The organism is Pseudomonas brassicacearum subsp. neoaurantiaca (genome assembly GCF_013608025.1).
In the GTDB taxonomy this organism is placed as follows: Bacteria; Pseudomonadota; Gammaproteobacteria; order Pseudomonadales; family Pseudomonadaceae; genus Aquipseudomonas.
Window position 1 is genome coordinate 58,974 of the sequence record NZ_VDLV01000029.1, and the last position, 17,227, is coordinate 76,200.

At 61.0% G+C, this 17,227-nt stretch carries 14 protein-coding genes, 3 tRNA genes and 1 pseudogene; 1 reads left to right on the top strand and 17 read right to left on the bottom strand.

From position 1 onward, the window contains the following. Positions 1-311 precede the first annotated feature (311 nt). From FHK92_RS16580 to FHK92_RS16595, 4 genes and pseudogenes are all read right to left on the bottom strand, one after another. Positions 312-1,067 (bottom strand): annotated as a pseudogene (locus FHK92_RS16580) (IS4 family transposase); the annotation flags it as partial. A 122-nt stretch (positions 1,068-1,189) separates the two neighbouring features. Next, on the bottom strand, positions 1,190-1,471 hold the full coding sequence (locus FHK92_RS16585) for a hypothetical protein (RefSeq protein WP_181289007.1): 282 nt from the start codon (positions 1,469-1,471) through the stop codon (positions 1,190-1,192). Positions 1,472-1,664: 193 nt separating this feature from the next. Next, the gene (locus tag FHK92_RS16590; RefSeq protein ID WP_309109609.1) at positions 1,665-2,060 is read right to left on the bottom strand and encodes a DUF2388 domain-containing protein; all 396 of its coding nucleotides are present in this window, start codon (positions 2,058-2,060) and stop codon (positions 1,665-1,667) included. 62 nt (positions 2,061-2,122) lie between these two features. Beyond that, positions 2,123-2,199 (bottom strand) — tRNA-Val (locus FHK92_RS16595). 182 nt (positions 2,200-2,381) lie between these two features. Here FHK92_RS16595 and FHK92_RS16600 point away from each other — a divergent pair. After that, a complete protein-coding gene (locus FHK92_RS16600; protein WP_181289008.1) occupies positions 2,382-3,665 on the top strand; it encodes an NAD(P)/FAD-dependent oxidoreductase in 1,284 nt (427 codons plus the stop codon). 193 nt (positions 3,666-3,858) lie between these two features. On the opposite strand, the gene FHK92_RS16605 is transcribed toward FHK92_RS16600, so the two are convergent. From FHK92_RS16605 to FHK92_RS16665, 13 genes are all read right to left on the bottom strand, one after another. Next, positions 3,859-3,935: transfer RNA gene (locus FHK92_RS16605), tRNA-Asp, on the bottom strand. Between the two features lie 58 nt (positions 3,936-3,993). Further along, a tRNA-Val gene (locus FHK92_RS16610) sits at positions 3,994-4,069 on the bottom strand. 167 nt (positions 4,070-4,236) lie between these two features. Further along, on the bottom strand, positions 4,237-5,010 hold the full coding sequence (locus FHK92_RS16615; protein ID WP_063320321.1) for an SDR family oxidoreductase: 774 nt from the start codon (positions 5,008-5,010) through the stop codon (positions 4,237-4,239). Further along, entirely contained in the window at positions 5,007-6,218 is a 1,212-nt protein-coding gene (locus FHK92_RS16620) for an O-succinylhomoserine sulfhydrylase (protein WP_181289009.1), read from the bottom strand. Before FHK92_RS16620 ends, FHK92_RS16615 begins: the two co-directional genes overlap by 4 nt. A 60-nt stretch (positions 6,219-6,278) precedes the next feature. Next, a complete protein-coding gene (purF, locus tag FHK92_RS16625; protein WP_030142021.1) occupies positions 6,279-7,784 on the bottom strand; it encodes an amidophosphoribosyltransferase in 1,506 nt (501 codons plus the stop codon). Positions 7,785-7,825: 41 nt separating this feature from the next. Beyond that, positions 7,826-8,386 (bottom strand): CvpA family protein, encoded by a 561-nt coding sequence (locus tag FHK92_RS16630; RefSeq protein WP_030142022.1) that lies wholly within the window; start codon positions 8,384-8,386, stop codon positions 7,826-7,828. An 89-nt stretch (positions 8,387-8,475) separates the two neighbouring features. Continuing rightward, a complete protein-coding gene (locus FHK92_RS16635) occupies positions 8,476-9,135 on the bottom strand; it encodes an SPOR domain-containing protein (RefSeq protein WP_181289010.1) in 660 nt (219 codons plus the stop codon). Beyond that, on the bottom strand, positions 9,119-10,426 hold the full coding sequence (gene folC / locus FHK92_RS16640; protein WP_181289011.1) for a bifunctional tetrahydrofolate synthase/dihydrofolate synthase: 1,308 nt from the start codon (positions 10,424-10,426) through the stop codon (positions 9,119-9,121). Before folC ends, FHK92_RS16635 begins: the two co-directional genes overlap by 17 nt. Next, complete coding sequence (gene accD / locus FHK92_RS16645) at positions 10,423-11,343, bottom strand: acetyl-CoA carboxylase, carboxyltransferase subunit beta (protein ID WP_181289012.1); 921 nt, start codon at positions 11,341-11,343, stop codon at positions 10,423-10,425. The genes folC and accD overlap by 4 nt, the downstream gene beginning before the upstream one ends. 258 nt (positions 11,344-11,601) lie before the next feature. After that, positions 11,602-12,234, bottom strand: coding sequence for a phosphoribosylanthranilate isomerase (locus tag FHK92_RS16650; protein WP_181289013.1), 633 nt, complete (start codon positions 12,232-12,234; stop codon positions 11,602-11,604). A gap of 63 nt (positions 12,235-12,297) precedes the next feature. Beyond that, positions 12,298-13,122: a tRNA pseudouridine(38-40) synthase TruA gene (truA, locus tag FHK92_RS16655; protein ID WP_030142027.1), complete on the bottom strand. Its 825-nt coding sequence runs from the start codon at positions 13,120-13,122 to the stop codon at positions 12,298-12,300. A 309-nt stretch (positions 13,123-13,431) separates the two neighbouring features. Continuing rightward, positions 13,432-16,020, bottom strand: coding sequence for a FimV family protein (locus tag FHK92_RS16660; RefSeq protein WP_181289014.1), 2,589 nt, complete (start codon positions 16,018-16,020; stop codon positions 13,432-13,434). A gap of 210 nt (positions 16,021-16,230) precedes the next feature. Then, positions 16,231-17,227 (bottom strand): aspartate-semialdehyde dehydrogenase (locus FHK92_RS16665; protein ID WP_181289015.1); only part of this gene is annotated, 997 nt, incomplete at its 5' end.

Consider the following 17,227-nt stretch of genomic DNA (forward strand, 5'->3'; position numbering starts at 1 on the left):
AAGGCGTCATCAAGTCACGTGCGAAAACGAATGCCATCACCAGAATCAGCAGACGCGCGCCCGTTTGCGAGCGAGGCGTGAGACAAAACCAGGCAGCGAACAACCCAAATGCCAGGAGGAGGCACGATGCATAGTCCAGCAGCACATTAAGCGCATCGAGTACCATTATTCATCCATGATTTAAGGGGCGGACAAGTGTAACGATTCAGAGCGCCAATGGCAGTTTGCGGGATCAGATAGATGACTTGGCCGGACGGTTACGCATCGGTGGCAACCGGTTAAGTTGCGCAAGACGGGATGCCCGGACGCATACGACTGAGCTTATTTTTTGCGATTGAACCTGTGACTCGTTGATGCTTTCGGCCTTTGGCCGAGTGCCGGACACAATACAAGTCGATGAAATGGGGAGCGCTACGGGTCATCTCGACATGACCCAACGATTTGGGTGATGAAGTGGCCAGCGCATATAGGCATTTCACGGGTTGCCAGTCAGCGCCCCCACTGCGATAAAGCTCACGATTTCGTATGCGAGCCACGTAATACCAGCCCTGTGCTGCCACCGCCTTCATCCATGGACGCCGAAAACCCGCGTCAGTTACCAAGATGGGAATACAGCCGTCAGGCAGTAGTTCGGCTAATGTGCTGAGCAATCGTTTTTGGTATCTCGGGCAACTCTCAGGCTCATGCGCACTTTCATAAATGGGAAATGAGCGTCCTGCCAACGGGATCGCTGCTCTCAACAAGAACGCGTCCCCTGGGGCGTCAATTCGAAACCAGTCGACCAAAATCAATGGATGTTTTAGCGAGCCCAGCAACGCTCGTAACATCACCCAGTAGAACAGTGGACGCTCTGCTCTGAGGTGCTGATTACCCAGCAATCGATCTACTCGCTTGATGGCATGTTTGGGGTAAGCCCGACCAGGCAGCGACCGCCCTAGACCTTTCAGCGTCAGACGACGGCATTGCAGTAAAGAACTGACACAGCTCACCAACGTAGTCAGACGACGGAAATGGACAGAAGGAAGTGCTTGAGCGAGCGCTCTGTGTAAAAATCGGATGGCCTGCATGGGTTCGGGATCTTGTTTTTGTGTGGTGCAAACCAAGTTGCCGACTCATGCAGGTCTTTTCAATATCCAACTTCCTGATTTCCTGTAAGAAAATTCGGGGATTCCTCAGGGTCTGTTTCTGTTTACCGTCGAGGGCAGCCTATCTTGAATGTCCGAATAGAAAGCGCTTCGTTGCGCGCATCTTTTTCGTCCTGAGCCTGCTTAGTAAAGCTACCGTCTTGATAGCTGCGAGCCATGACCCGGTTATTCCTGTCGATCTCATCGTAAATATGCGCACACTCCATAGTTGTTGCTTCAGGCGTCGTTGGAAGGGGCGCGCGCTCGACCTCGAGTACGTACTGGGATTTCTGATAGGCACAGCCGGCAAGAGCGAAGATAGCGAGGATTACGATGACTTTGTTCATGAGATTTCCATATCGTGGACAGATCCGATTTAGCGAAGAACCCTGCAGTTCTTGCCATTTTTATGCGATCAAGCTTGCAATTTAATTGCTGTCCTAGGTCTGCTCGGAATAACAGAGCGGGACAAAAGGTCTTCATTAGGAATTGAGATAGCTATAGGTTCTATGGCTATGAAAGAAATATACATGCCCCCGCTCAATATGAAGTTACGATTGCCAAGGCCAACTGCCGGTCTGTTAACAGCGCCGGCCTGTATGTCGTGCGGTAATAGCGTACGGCTTGCTCAAACTGAACACCGCGAATTTCGCCATCTGAGCCAATGAATGCAAGCGCATCGGCCTTGGCAGGCTTGAAATTTTTTGCAGCCAGCTCAGAAAGGCCCGTAGTTCCCGAAAGGAGGAATGTTGGCGCCAACGTTATCATCATCATCGAGTTTTGATACGAACCCCGATCCTCTGCATCAGCTTGAGCGCTGATCGATACCGCGATGGCGATTGCCAAGGTCTTCCATAAATTCATACTTTTGATACTTCCATTGCAATCAAAAGGGTTGATATTTGTGCTTTTTCCCAACGCGTTTTCCACACGCATGACAAAAAAGGGCCCACCTTTCGGTGAGCCCTTCTAGACCGCCCAGCAGAGCGGATTTTGTTTGGTAGGCGCGATTGGACTCGAACCAACGACCCCCACCATGTCAAGGTGGTGCTCTAACCAACTGAGCTACGTGCCTGCTGTGAGGCGGCATTCTACGGAATTCCAAAGGGGTGTCAACACCTTTTTTCACCTAACCCTATGAATATGCAAAATATTTAATTTCCCCGCCGCAACGAAGATTTGAGGGTGGCTGGCGGCGGATTTTTATCTCGGGTAGGATCGCTGCATTCGTAAAAAATATAAAACAGAGGTTCCAGAATGGCGAACACATCCTACCCAGCGTCGTATTACGCCGCATCAGCCAATCCGGCGCCGTCGCGCCCTGCCCTGCAGGATGATGTTGAAACCGATGTATGCGTGATCGGTGCAGGTTATACGGGATTGTCCTCCGCGCTGTTTCTCCTGGAGCACGGCTTCAAAGTTACGATCGTTGAGGCGGCGAAGGTGGGCTTCGGTGCTTCGGGCCGCAACGGTGGGCAGATCGTCAACAGCTATAGCCGCGACATCGATGTGATCGAGCGCAGCGTCGGCCCGCAGCAGGCGCAGTTGCTCGGCAACATGGCGTTCGAGGGTGGGCGGATCATTCGTGAGCGGGTGGCGAAGTATCAGATTCAGTGCGACCTGAAGGACGGCGGTGTGTTCGCTGCCCTCACCGCCAAACAGATGGGCCATCTGGAGTCGCAGAAGCGTTTATGGGAGCGTTTCGGTCATACGCAGCTGGAGCTGCTGGATCAGCGGCGTATTCGCGAGGTAGTGGCTTGCGATGAGTATATGGGCGGCATGCTGGACATGAGCGGCGGGCATATTCATCCGCTCAACCTCGCGTTGGGCGAAGCGGCGGCTGTGGAGTCGCTGGGCGGGGTGATTTACGAGCAGTCGCCAGCGGTGCGCATCGAGCGCGGTGCCAGTCCGGTTGTGCATACGCCGCAGGGCAAGGTCAGGGCCAAGTTCATTATCGTGGCGGGCAACGCTTATCTGGGCAATTTGGTGCCGGAGTTGGCGGCCAAGTCGATGCCGTGCGGTACGCAGGTGATCGCTACTGAGCCGTTGGGCGATGAGCTGGCTCATAGGCTGCTACCGCAGGATTATTGCGTCGAAGACTGTAACTATTTACTCGACTACTACCGGTTGACGGGCGACAAGCGCCTGATTTTCGGTGGCGGCGTGGTGTATGGCGCGAGGGATCCGGCGAACATCGAGGCGATCATTCGGCCGAAAATGCTCAAGGCGTTCCCGCAGCTCAAGGATGTGAAGATCGACTACGCCTGGACCGGAAATTTCCTGCTGACGCTGTCGCGTCTTCCGCAGGTCGGGCGGCTGGGGGATAACATCTATTATTCCCAGGGCTGCAGTGGTCATGGCGTGACGTATACGCACTTGGCGGGCAAGGTATTGGCCGAGGCGCTGCGAGGGCAAGCAGAGCGTTTTGACGCGTTTGCGGACCTGCCCCACTACCCTTTCCCAGGCGGTCAGTTGTTGCGTACGCCGTTTGCGGCGATGGGGGCTTGGTATTACGGGTTGCGGGATCGGTTGGGGTTCTGAAGCGACCAACGACGAGGGCTGCTTTGCAGCCCAGCGGGAGCAAGCTCCCTCGCCACAGGGGCTTGTTCCAATCTTTCAAATCCTGGAAACAAAAAACCCCGGTCTTTCGACCAGGGTCTTTGCTATCGACTAGAAGGTAGCTTTTCAGCTTTCTTCTTAGCTTCAAGGCGTTCAGTGGGCCTCGAAGCAGATATGGCGCAGCGGACGGGACTCGAACCCGCGACCCCCGGCGTGACAGGCCGGTATTCTAACCGACTGAACTACCGCTGCGCGTCGGTGGAGGCTTTTGACAGCTTCCATCTTGCTTTCGCAAGACTCTCAAGAAACATGGTGGGTGATGACGGGATCGAACCGCCGACATTCTGCTTGTAAGGCAGACGCTCTCCCGGCTGAGCTAATCACCCTTTGCTGCGTTGAGGCCGCGAAATTTACGCAGGTACCGAAGCTAAGTCAATAGCAGGATTGAGTTTTTTTCAAAAACAGCTTCGAGCGACAAGCTTCAAGCTGCAAGTCAGAAGCGTCAGCAGCACCAATCGCTTGCAGCTTGTCGCTCGCCACTTGCAGCTGCTACTTATTCATAAATCATTTTCTTGGTCATGCCACCGTCCACCACGAACTCCTGCCCCGTGACAAAACCGGCATTGCGTGACAACAGCCACGCCACCATCGCCGCCACGTCCTCCACGGTGCCTACCCTGCCCGCTGGATGCTGGGCGTGATCGGCGTCGGTGAGCGGCTGGGCACGACGTTGTGACGGGTCTCGCGCGTCGATCCAACCCGGGCTGACGGCATTGACCCGGATCTCCGGCCCGAGACTGATCGCCAGGGCGTGGGTCAGGGCCAGCAGGCCGCCCTTGCTTGCCGCATAGGCCTCGGTATCCGGCTCCGACTGCGCAGCACGGGTCGAGGCAAGATTGACGATGGCGCCGTTGTGGGCGCGCAGGTACGGCGCGCAATGCTTGGCCAGCAGCATCGGCCCACCCAGGTTCACCGCCAGGACCCGATTCCAATAGGCAAGATCGAGGCTTTCCAAGGTGATGTTGTGCGGATCGGCGATGGCCGCGTTACACACCAGCGCGTCGAGCCGGCCGAACTGCCCGAGTACTTCGGCGATGCCGGTGGCAACCTGCGCCTCATCCGCCACGTCCATGGCGATGAACCAGGCGTTGTCGCCGAGGGTCTTCGCTACCTTGGAACCGCGCTCGCGGTCCAGGTCGGTCAGCACTACCTGCCAACCTTCACAGATCAGCCAAGCGGCAATACCGAGGCCGATGCCCCGCGCGGCGCCCGTAACCAATGCAACCCGGCCATGAGTACCGCTCGGCGGCGTAGCCAGCTCGATCACAAGGCCGCCAACCCGCGAGCCAGGTCAGCTTGCAAATCGGCCACGTCTTCCAGGCCGACCGCCACGCGGATCAAGCTGTCACGAATACCCGCCGATTCACGCTCCTGGGACGACAGGCGACCGTGGGACGTGGTGCTCGGGTGGGTGATGGTGGTCTTGCTGTCACCCAGGTTGGCGGTGATGGAAATCAACCGGGTGGCATCGATGAAGCGCCAGGCGCCCTCCTTGCCTCCCTTGACCTCGAAGCTCACCACCGCACCGAAACCGCGCTGCTGACGCAAGGCCAGTTCATGTTGCGGATGACTCTTGAGACCGGCGTAGTGCACTTTCTCGATGCCATCCTGCTGCTCCAGCCACTCGGCCAAGGCCTGGGCATTGGCGCAATGGGCCTTCATGCGCAGACCGAGGGTTTCCAAGCCTTTGAGGAAGATCCAGGCATTGAAGGGACTGAGGGTCGGCCCGGCAGTGCGCAGGAAGCCGACGACCTCTTTCATCTGCTCGCCACGTCCGGCGGCGACACCGCCCATGCAACGGCCCTGGCCATCGATGAACTTGGTCGCCGAATGCACCACCACGTCGGCGCCCAGCTTGAGCGGTTGTTGCAGCGCCGGGGTGCAGAAGCAGTTGTCGACGACCAGCATGGCGCCCTTGGCGTGGGCAATTTCCGCCAGCGCGGCGATATCGACCAGCTCAGCCAGCGGGTTGGAAGGCGACTCGACGAAGAGCAGCTTGGTATTGGCCTTGATCGCGGCATCCCAACCGGACAGGTCCGCCAACGGCACATAGTCGACTTCCACGCCGAAACGTTTGAAGTACTTTTCGAACAGGCTGATGGTCGAACCGAAGACGCTGCGCGAGACCAGCACATGGTCGCCAGCGCTGCACAGGCTCATCACCACCGCCATGATCGCGGCCATGCCGGTGGCGGTGGCCACGGCTTGCTCGGCGCCTTCCAGGGCGGCGATGCGCTCCTCGAAAGCCCGCACGGTGGGGTTGGTATAACGCGAATAGACGTTGCCCGGCACTTCACCGGCAAAGCGCGCCGCCGCATCGGCAGCGGTGCGGAACACGTAGCTGGAAGTAAAGAACATCGGATCGCCATGTTCGGCTTCCGGTGTACGGTGCTGGCCCGCGCGAACCGCCAGGGTATCGAACGCTACGCCTTCAAGGTCGCTGTCCAGCCGACCGGCATCCCAATCCTGACTCATGCTGCCACTCCTTTATTCGGTTGAACGCAAACCGGCCCCTCAGGGCCGGTTGGGTGTCACTTAGTTGTTGTACAGATCGATGATCGCACTGACCGCCTGAGTCTTGGCCTTGGACGCATCGTTACGCGCGTTCTCGATCCGGTTCAGGTAGGCCTCGTCGATGTCGCCGGTGACGTACTTGCCGTCGAATACCGCGCAATCGAACTGCTCGATCTTGATCTTGCCGCCCCCCACCGCTTCGATGAGGTCCGGCAGGTCCTGGTAGATCAGCCAGTCGGCGCCGATCAGGTCGGCCACTTCCTGGGTCGTGCGGTTATGAGCGATCAGCTCATGGGCACTCGGCATGTCGATGCCGTAGACGTTCGGGTAACGCACGGCCGGGGCCGCCGAGCAGAAATAGACGTTCTTGGCACCAGCCTCGCGGGCCATCTGGATGATCTGCTTGCAAGTGGTGCCGCGCACGATGGAATCGTCCACCAGCATCACGTTCTTGCCGCGGAATTCCAGCTCGATGGCGTTGAGCTTCTGGCGTACGGATTTTTTCCGCGCCGCCTGGCCCGGCATGATGAAGGTACGGCCGATGTAGCGGTTCTTCACGAAGCCTTCGCGGAACTTCACGCCCAGGTGGTTCGCCAGCTCCAGGGCCGCGGTGCGGCTGGTGTCCGGGATCGGGATGACCACGTCGATGTCATGGTCCGGACGCTCGCGCAGGATCTTGTCGGCCAGTTTCTCGCCCATGCGCAGGCGCGCTTTGTAGACCGAGATACCGTCGATGATCGAGTCCGGACGCGCCAGGTAGACGTGTTCGAAAATGCACGGAGTCAGGCTCGGGTTGGTCGCGCACTGGCGGGTGTACAGCTTGCCGTCTTCAGTGATGTAGACCGCTTCGCCCGGGGCCAGGTCGCGAATCAGGGTGAAGCCGAGCACGTCCAGGGACACGCTCTCGGAGGCGATCATGTACTCGACGCCTTCGTCGGTGTGACGCTGGCCGAACACGATCGGACGGATACCGTGCGGGTCGCGGAAACCGACAATGCCGTAGCCGGTGATCATCGCCACCACCGAGTAACCACCCACGCAACGGTTGTGCACGTCGGTCACGGCGGCGAACACGTCTTCTTCGGTCGGCTGCAGCTTGCCGCGCTGGGCCAGCTCGTGGGCGAAGACGTTGAGCATCACTTCCGAGTCGGAACTGGTGTTGACGTGGCGCAAGTCAGATTCGTAGATCTCCTTGGCCAGTTGCTCGACGTTGGTCAGGTTGCCGTTGTGCGCCAACGTGATGCCGTACGGCGAGTTGACGTAGAACGGCTGGGCTTCGGCCGACGTCGAGCTGCCTGCTGTCGGGTAACGCACATGGCCGATGCCCATGTGGCCGACCAGACGTTGCATGTGACGCTGGTGGAACACGTCACGCACCAGGCCGTTGTCCTTGCGCAGGAATAACCGGCCGTCATGGCTGGTCACGATACCGGCAGCGTCCTGGCCGCGGTGCTGGAGCACGGTTAGCGCGTCATACAGCGCCTGATTGACGTTCGACTTACCGACGATACCGACGATGCCACACATGCGACGCAACCCCTACTTAATGGATCTGAACTGAACAACACTCACTGCGGCGTTTTGGCCGTCGGCAAGAGATGTTCCTTGAACGGTATTTCAGCGGGTACGCTGATACCGCTGGCAAGCCACTGACTGCTCCAACCCAGGATCAGGTTCTTGGACCAGTCTGCGACCAATAGAAATTGTGGCACGAGCCGGGACTCCTGCCACCACGTATCCTGCTGTACCGGCCCCAGGCTCAACAGCCCGACGGCAACAACCACCAGCAACGCGCCACGCGCCGCGCCGAAGGCCATGCCCAGGAACCGGTCCGTCCCGGAAAGCCCGGTGACGCGAATCAGTTCGCCGATCAGATAATTGATCATTGCGCCCACCAGCAAGGTGGCGATAAACAAGATGGCACAGCCCGCGATCACGCGAGCCGACGGTGTTTCGATGTATCCGGCGAGGTACTGGGACAGCGAACCACCAAACATCCAGGCTACGACTCCCGCGATGATCCAGGTCAGCAGCGAGAGCGCTTCCTTGACGAAGCCGCGACTCAGACTGATCAAAGCGGAGATGGCGACGATTGCAACGATCGCCCAGTCAACCCAGGTAAATGGCACGGTGCAGCCTACAGACGGATAAGGCGGCGCATTTTAGCAGAGCGCAGGGCAGTCGGTAAGCTGCGTGTTTCAAATCAGCTAAATGGCGGTCAACCGCGCTCTGGCTGGAAGCGCACGACAAAACCCTTGAGGTTCTGCTGGCGATTGAGCAAGTCGCGCAGGCGGTCGGCCTCGGCACGTTCGATCAACGGACCGACAAAGACCCGATTCTTGCCATCGGCGGAACGGATGTAGGCGTTGTAACCCTGGCTGCGCAGGTTTTTCTGCAGTTTTTCGGCGCTGTCACGACTGGTCAGGCTGGCCAGTTGTACCGACCAACTGACCGACAGGCCATTGGCATCCACACGGCTTTGCGTGGTGTCCGGCTTGGGGGCTGCGGTGATCGGCTGGGTCGGGGCTGGCTTGATCGCAGGTGCCGCCGGAACAGGCGTTGGCGCGGCAACCGGTTTGCTCGGTACAGCTGGAGCGGGTGCAGTCGGCGCAGGAGCAACAGGCGCAGCAGGTTCCTGGGCGAGTTCTTCATCGCTCGGCACCGGCTCCTGGGGCAGCGCCTGGGGCTCGGGAACCGCGACCTGCTCGACTTGCACAGGCGGAACCGAAGGCGCCTGTGGGGCGGCCGGCGCATCGACCGTGACCTGGCGCTGCTCGTCCTGACGGGAAAACAGCATCGGCAGGAAGATCACCGCCAGGGCCACCAATACCAGGGCCCCGACCATGCGCTGCTTGTACGCCTTATCCAGCAATGCCATCTGCAGCTTCCTCCGTGGAGCGCCGGGCCAGCCATTGCAGGGCCTCGGCAACGCAAAAAAATGAGCCGAACAACAGGATCTCGTCATCGGGTGTCGCCAGGGCGCACTGCCCTTCCAGGGCGGCGGCGACGTTGTCATAAGCTTCCACCGAAGCGCCACGACCCTGCAAGGTTGCCTGCAGCTCCCCAGCCGGACGCGAACGCGGCGAATCCAGCGGCGCCACGGCCCAGCGCTGGACACTAGCATTCAACGCGTCGACAACGCCATCCAGATCCTTGTCCGACAGCAGCCCGAACACCGCCAGGCGCTTGCCCGCCACCGGACGACGCGCCAGGCGCTCCGCCAGATACTGCGCCGCGTGGGGATTGTGGCCGACATCGAGCAGCAGATTGAGGCGCTTGCCTTGCCAATCGAATGAGCGGCGATCAAGGCGACCGACGACCCGGGTCGCCTGCAACGCCTGGACAATCTGCCCGGCGTGCCACGGCAGACCCAGCAACAAGTAGGCCTGCAACGCCAGGGCGGCGTTTTCCATCGGCAGGTCCAGCAGCGGCAGGTCATGCAGCTCGACCGGGTTGCCCTTGGCATCGCTGCCACGCCATTGCCAGTGCTGCTCGGTCATGGCGAGGTCGAAATCCCGCCCGCGCAAAAAGAACGGACAACTCAGCTTGCGAGCTTTATCCAGCAACGGTTGCGGCGGATCGAGATCGCCGCAGAGTGCCGGCGCGCCCTGGCGGAAGATGCCGGCCTTCTCGAAAGCTACGGATTCGCGGGTATCGCCCAGGTAATCGGCGTGATCCACACCGATACTGGTGACCAGCGCGATGTCCGCATCCATGAGATTGACGGTATCCAGGCGACCACCCAGGCCCACTTCCAACACGACGGCATCCAGGCCGGAACGGGCGAACAGCCAGAACGCCGCGAGGGTGCCCATCTCGAAATAGGTCAAGGAGGTCTCGCCCCGCTCGGCTTCCACCGCCGCGAAGGCTTCGCACAGTTGCGCGTCAGAGGCTTCGATGCCGTTGATCTGCACCCGCTCGTTGTAGCGCAGCAAGTGCGGCGAACTGTAGACACCGACACTCAGTCCCTGGGCCCGCAACAGCGAGGCCAGGAAGGCGCAGGTCGAACCCTTGCCGTTGGTGCCGGTGACGGTGATCACCCTAGGCGCTGGCTTGGCCAGTCCCATGCGGGACGCTACCGCTTGCGAGCGCTCCAACCCCATGTCGATGGCCGATGGATGCAACTGCTCGAGGTAGGCAAGCCATTCGCCCAGGGTACGTTGGGTCATAGGCCTGCAGGCACCGGCGGAACCACCATCGGCTCGATCGGCGTGGCGACGAACTTGGGCGTCGGCAGACCCATCAGTTGCGCCAACAGGTTGCCCAGGCGCGGACGCAGTTCCTGACGATGAATGATCATGTCGATAGCGCCGTGTTCGAGCAGGAATTCACTGCGCTGGAAACCTTCCGGCAGCTTTTCACGCACGGTCTGTTCGATTACGCGAGGGCCGGCAAAGCCGATCAGCGCTTTCGGCTCGCCGACGATCACGTCGCCCAGCATCGCCAGGCTGGCGGAAACGCCGCCGTAGACCGGGTCGGTCAGCACCGAAATGAACGGAATGCCTTCTTCGCGCAGACGCGCCAGCACCGCAGAGGTCTTGGCCATTTGCATCAAGGAAATCAGGGCTTCCTGCATCCGCGCACCGCCGGAAGCGGCGAAGCAGATCATCGGGCAACGGTTTTCCAGGGCATGATTGGCCGCGCGAACGAAACGCTCGCCGACGATGGCGCCCATCGAGCCGCCCATGAAGGAGAATTCGAAGGCCGAAACCACCACCGGCATGCCCAGCAGGGTCCCGCTCATGGAGATCAGGGCGTCTTTTTCGCCGGTCTGCTTCTGCGCAGCGGTCAGGCGATCCTTGTACTTCTTGCCGTCGCGAAACTTCAGGCGGTCCACTGGCTCCAGCTCAGCGCCCAGCTCGACGCGGCCTTCAGCGTCCAGGAAAATATCGATACGGGCACGCGCGCCGATGCGCATGTGGTGGTTGCACTTGGGGCAAACGTCCAGGGTCTTTTCCAGCTCGGGACGGTAGAGCACCGCCTCACAGGATGGACATTTGTGCCACAGACCTTCAGGCACCGAGCTTTTCTTTACCTCGGAACGCATGATCGAAGGGATCAGTTTGTCTACCAACCAGTTGCTCATGCTTTCTTTCTCCAGTACCGGCGGCCCGAACGCTCTGGTTCGCGGCCCCGCGTATGCCCTTGAGCTTAAATTCATTGTGCGGCGAGGATCGAAGAGCCACCGCGGTCAGCGCGAAACATGACCTGCGCCCAGCTCAACCATCCCTGCCATTCCCGACAACCGCTGCACCGCGATTGCCACTACGCTATCGGCCCACCCGGAGGCGGCGCCTGCCTGCTTTGTACAGTGCAGGTATGGACGGCGGCAGTCTGCCAGCCGTCACATTGACGATTGGCTGCTGCGTACAGCCGCCATGAACGCCCGGATCTTCGCCGGGTCCTTGATGCCCCTGGCCTGCTCCACCCCGCCACTGACGTCCACCGCATAAGGGCGAACCCGCGCAATGGCCTTACCGACGTTGTCCGCCGTCAGGCCACCGGCCAGGATGATCGGCTTGCTCAAGCCCTGCGGCACCAGCGACCAATCGAAGGCTTCGCCAGTCCCACCTGGAACTCCCTCCACATAGGTGTCCAGCAAGATACCGCTGGCGCTGGCGAAGGCTGCGCAGCTGGCCGCGATATCATCGCCCGCCTTGACCCGCAACGCCTTGATGTAAGGGCGATGCCAGCCTTCACAGTCAGCCGGGGCCTCGTCACCGTGAAACTGCAAGAGACCCAGCGGAACCGCATCGAGTATTTCCCCCAGCTCGCAACGGCTGGCATTGACGAACAGCCCCACCGGGGTCACGAACGGCGGCAGGGCCTGGATGATCGCCCTCGCCTGCTGCACCGTCACCGCCCGCGGGCTCTTGGCGTAGAACACCAGCCCGATGGCGTCCGCACCGGCCTCGACCGCCGCCAGCGCGTCTTCGACCCGGGTGATTCCGCATATCTTGCTGCGAACGACCGGCATGGTGGGTAAAACCTCAGGCAAATCCGTGAAAGTCCCGGATGGTAACAAATGCAACGAAGGGCGTCAGCCGTCGAGTTCCGAGAAGCCCGTGAGGAAATGTGGCCCGATGTAACGCTCCGGCAGCTCGAACTCGTCACGGTATTCGACCTGCACCAGGTACAAGCCGAACGGGTGCGCCGTCACGCCACCGGAACGGCGGATGCGACTGTCCAGCACTTCCTTTACCCATTCCACCGGCCGCTCGCCGGCGCCGATGGTCATCAGCACACCGGCAATGTTGCGCACCATGTGGTGCAGGAACGCGCTGGCGCGGATGTCGAGCACGATCATTTTGCCGTGGCGGGTCACGCGCAGGTGATGCAGTTCCTTGATCGGCGACTTGGCCTGGCATTGTCCGGCACGGAAGGCGCTGAAGTCATGGACACCCACCAGGTATTGCGCGGCCTCGGCCATGCGTTCGACGTCCAGCGGACGATGATTCCAGGTGATCTCTTCGTTCAGGTGGGCCGGGCGGATCTGATCGTTGTAGATGACGTAGCGATAGCGCCGGGCGATGGCCTTGAAGCGGGCATGAAAATGCGCCGGCATTACCTTCGCCCAACTGACGCTGACGTCGTGCGGCAGGTTGATATTCGCGCCCATGACCCAGGCCTTCATCGAGCGCTCGACCTGGGTGTCGAAATGCACCACCTGGCCGCAGGCGTGCACGCCGGCATCGGTACGGCCGGCGCAATGCAGCGACACTGGCGAATCGGCGACTTTGGACAGCGCGTTTTCGAGGGTTTCCTGCACCGTCAAGACGCCAGAGGCCTGACGCTGCCAGCCGCGATAGCGCGAGCCTTTGTATTCAACGCCCAAGGCGATTCGGAAAAAGCCGTCGGCCGCCATTTCGGCGGCCGGGTTGTCTATGTTTGCCAAGGAATTACAGCCTGCTGAGGTACGCAAAGGCGGGCATTATAAAGCGGGTGCGGCGGGATGCCAGTGCAACGATGATCCCGGGTTGGAACGACGGGCCCTTGTGGCGAGGGCGCTTGCTCCCGCTGGCTGCGCAGCAGCCCCTCCCTTGGTGCGCCGGCTATTTTTGCGAGCGCTGCGCACTCGAGCGGGAGCAAGCTCCCTCGCCACAAGAGCCGCATGAATCGCCCGCAAACAAAAACGGCAGCCCTCACCGGCTGCCGTTTTTGTTTTATTGCGAACTCACGCCAGTCGCGACAACATGTCCTTCGCTTCGCTCTTCTGCGTGGCGTCGCCTTCGCTGAGGACTTCGCCGAGGATATCCCGCGCGCCGTCGTTGTCACCCATGTCGATATAGGCCTGCGCCAGATCGAGCTTGGTTGCGACTTCGTCGGTGCCGCTGAGGAAATCGAAGTCCGGCTCGTCGTCGGCGGTCGCCAGGGCATCTTCCGCCGTGAAGGTCGGCTGGCTCAGGCCGTCAGACAGACGATCCAGCTCGGCGTTGACATCATCCAGCTCAGACTCGAAGGCATCCTTCGGCTGCTCATGGGCATCCATCTCGTCAGCCAGGGACAGATCGAAATCCGCCGGAAGCTCAAGATCATCAGACGGCGTATCGTCCAGGAGCGGGGTCTGCGCTGCTGGAACGTCAAGCCCCTTGAGATCGTCATCCAGGTCCAACAGGAAATCTTCATCGGCCAAGGCCGGTGCCGGAGCATCCGCGCCCAGGTCCAGGTCGAATTCCGGCAGATCGTCCAGGCTTTCATTGGCCTGGGTTTGCTGCTTGAGCACTGATTCGAAACTCAGGTCGTCGTCTTCCGGAAACGCGTCCAGCTCGGCCAGCGGCTCGGGTGCCGGCGCAGTCGGTGTCGTGTCCAGGTCTTCGAGGCTCAGGTCGAAGGCACTGTCGAGCTCTTCATCGGTTGCCGGCTTGTCTTCCAGCAGGTCCTTGACGTACTGCGCGTCCAGCTCGGCGGCGACGGCCGCTGCAGCCAGGCCGGCCGAGGCGGCGACGACCATGGCCGGGAAACGGCTCTTGAGCTGCTCCACCTGGGCGTAGTTCTCGCCATTGGCGACCAATTGACGCTCCTGGGCGATGAACGCGTCGCGGTCGCCCTGCTGGCCATAGACTTCCATCAACTTCAAACGCAGGTCGCTGCGCTGAGGCTCGGCCTTGATGCCTTGCTCAAGCAGGTCAGCCGCCTGGTTCAAGCGACCACGGTCGATGTGGGACTGTGCCTGGGGTAACACATCGTCGGAGCGGTCGGCGGCCGGGGCCACCAGCGGGGCGGCGATCGGTGGGGTGACGACCACGGGCGCGACCACCGGGGCTGGCTTCGGTGCCGGCGCCGGGGCTGGCTTGGGTTCGAGTTTGACGCTGGGTGGTGGGACCTCAATGCCCTCGAAGCTGCTCGGGGGCAGATCGAGCTCCGGGGAGAAATCGGCCTCCTCCTCGAGGGCTCGGGCCATGCGCAAATGTTTCTCGGCTTCCTGCTGGGCCTTGCGGCGACGCGCAAGCAACAACAGCAGCAGCAACAGGACCAACGCGCCGCCGCCAATCAACCCCAGCAGGATCGGATTGGTCAGCAGGTCGTTGTATTTTTTCTCATCGGAAGCCGCCGGCGTCGGCTCGACCGGCGTGGCCGGTGGGGTCGCTTCAGGGGCAGCCTCGGGAGTCGCCGCTGGCGCGGTTGCCGGTGCTTGTGCCGACGGTGCGGGCGTCAGCTCTGCCGACATCGCCGGGTGCGATTCGCCCGCAGGCGGGACAGCCGCGCCTTCGGTCTGCATCTTGGCCAGTTGATTGTTCTTCAGTTCGATCAGGCGCTGCAGCTTATCCAACTGGCTCTGCAAATCCGCCATGCGGCTTTTCAGTTCTTCGTTATCGCGACGCGCCGAATCGAGGCTTTCCTGGGTTACGGCAAGCTTGTTGCTGAGTGCCTGGGCATCGCCCGCAGCCCCTTTGCCCTTGCCGCCCGCCTTCGCCGATTCGGCCGAAACCAGGCTCAGATTATCGCGACCGGCGGCCTGTGCTGGCGCGCCTTCTTTGCCGCCTCGCTTGGTGGCATCCAACTGTTGCCGACCGTTACCCGCCACGCCCCGACGGCCCTGGCGCCAAGCGGCATTCTGGGCCGCCACTTCGGCGATTGCCTGGGGTTGCGGCAGCGCAGTGCTCTGCACCGGATCAGGCAGGCGCAACACCTGGCCGGTCTTGAGCAGGTTGATGTTGCCATTGATGAATGCGTTCGGGTTCAACGCCTGGATCGCCAGCATGGTTTGCTGGACCGACCCACCGTTGCGCACCTTGGCGGCGATTTCCCACAGGGTATCGCGCGGCGTGGTGGTGTACTGGGACGGCTTGGTCGCGCCAGTGACCGGCGTGGAGACCACTTGGGGCGGCTTCGCCCGGGCGGCATCAGCGGCCTGCGGCGAGAATTTGGACGGATCGAGCAGTACGCTGTAGTCGCGCAGCAAGCGGCCGTTGGGCCACATCACCTGCACGAGGAACTTGACCATCGGCTCGGACACGGGCCGGCTGGACGTAACGCGCAGGACGCTCTTGCCGTTGGCGTTGATCACCGGGGTGAAGCTCAAATCGTTGAGAAAGGCTTGGCGGTCAATGCCCGCCTTGGCGAATTCTTCGGGTGGGGCCAGGCTCGGCACCACTTCGGCAGCGGTCAGTTGCTGGACATCGAGGAGTTCGATTTCGGCCACCAGAGGCTGGTTCGGCGGCGATTTCAGGGTCAACTCCCCGAGCCCGAGCGCATGCGCCATACCGGAGGACAGCGCCGAGGCGGCCGCTATTGCTAACACCAGTTTGCGAACTTGAACCATAGCCTCTTCCTTTGTTTGAACATTCCTCGGCCAGCGAGAAGGTATTGATGCCGCTGCCGTAAGGCATTGCGCGCAGCCCCGAAGCGACGGTGCGCGCGATCGTTTCACTCATGCCCGGGAGCAGTCCCCGGGAGGGAGGTTCGCCTTCAGCACTCTGGCCAAGCATAGCGCCCAGCTAGAATCATTCGACAAATTGTTGCCAAGTATCTTTTACAGCAGGTCTTTTATCAACAACTCAGCCACCTGCACCGCATTGAGCGCCGCGCCCTTGCGCACGTTATCTGACGTCAGCCACATATTTAGTTCCGCCGGATCGTCGATACCGCCGCGCACGCGACCGATGTAGACCACATCCTGACCTACCGCATCGCCCACCGGGGTCGGATAATCACCCGCCTCCACCAGTTCGACACCAGGCGCCGCCTCGAGGGCCGCGTTGACCTTAGCCAGGTCGACGGGGCCAGCAGACTCCACGGTCACGCTAAAGCTATCGCCAAAAAACACCGGGGCTTGAACGCAAGTGACGGAAATCTTTAATAAAGGTTGTTCGAGCACCTGGCGCAACTCACGCACGAGGCGTTTTTCCAACTGGGTATGGCCCTGCTCATCGGGAGTGCCCACTTGAGCCAACAGATTGAACGCCATCTGCCGGTCGAAGAATTTAGGTTCGAGCGGACGGGCGTTGAGCAACTCGGCGGTCTGGCGCGCCAGCTCAGTGACCGCAACGCGGCCTTGGGCCGATACGGCGAGGCTGGCGGTCAGGCTCACGCGCTGTATATCCAGGCATTGGCGCAGCGGCGCCAAGGCCACGGCCAGGACTGTGGCCGAGGGGCTGGGGCTGCTGACCTGGACGGGCCTGGACAGGTTGGCCAGCACCTGCGGATTGGCCTCCGGCACGATCTGCGGCGCCTGGTCGGCTGGCAACGCACCGGACAGGTCGATCAGCGCACAACCGGCGGCCGTGGCACGCGGGGCGAAGCTCAGGGTGACCGCCGGCCCAGCCGCGAAAAACACCAGTTGGACTTTGCTGAAATCGAACTCATCGACCTCGCGCACCCGCACGTTTTTACTTCGGAACATCACCGAGCTGCCCGCCGATTCGCTGCTGGCCAGCAGGTGCAGGTTGCCGATGGGGAAGTCGCGTTCTTCGAGAATCTGGACGAGGGTTTCGCCGACAGTACCGGTGGCGCCGATCACGGCAATATCA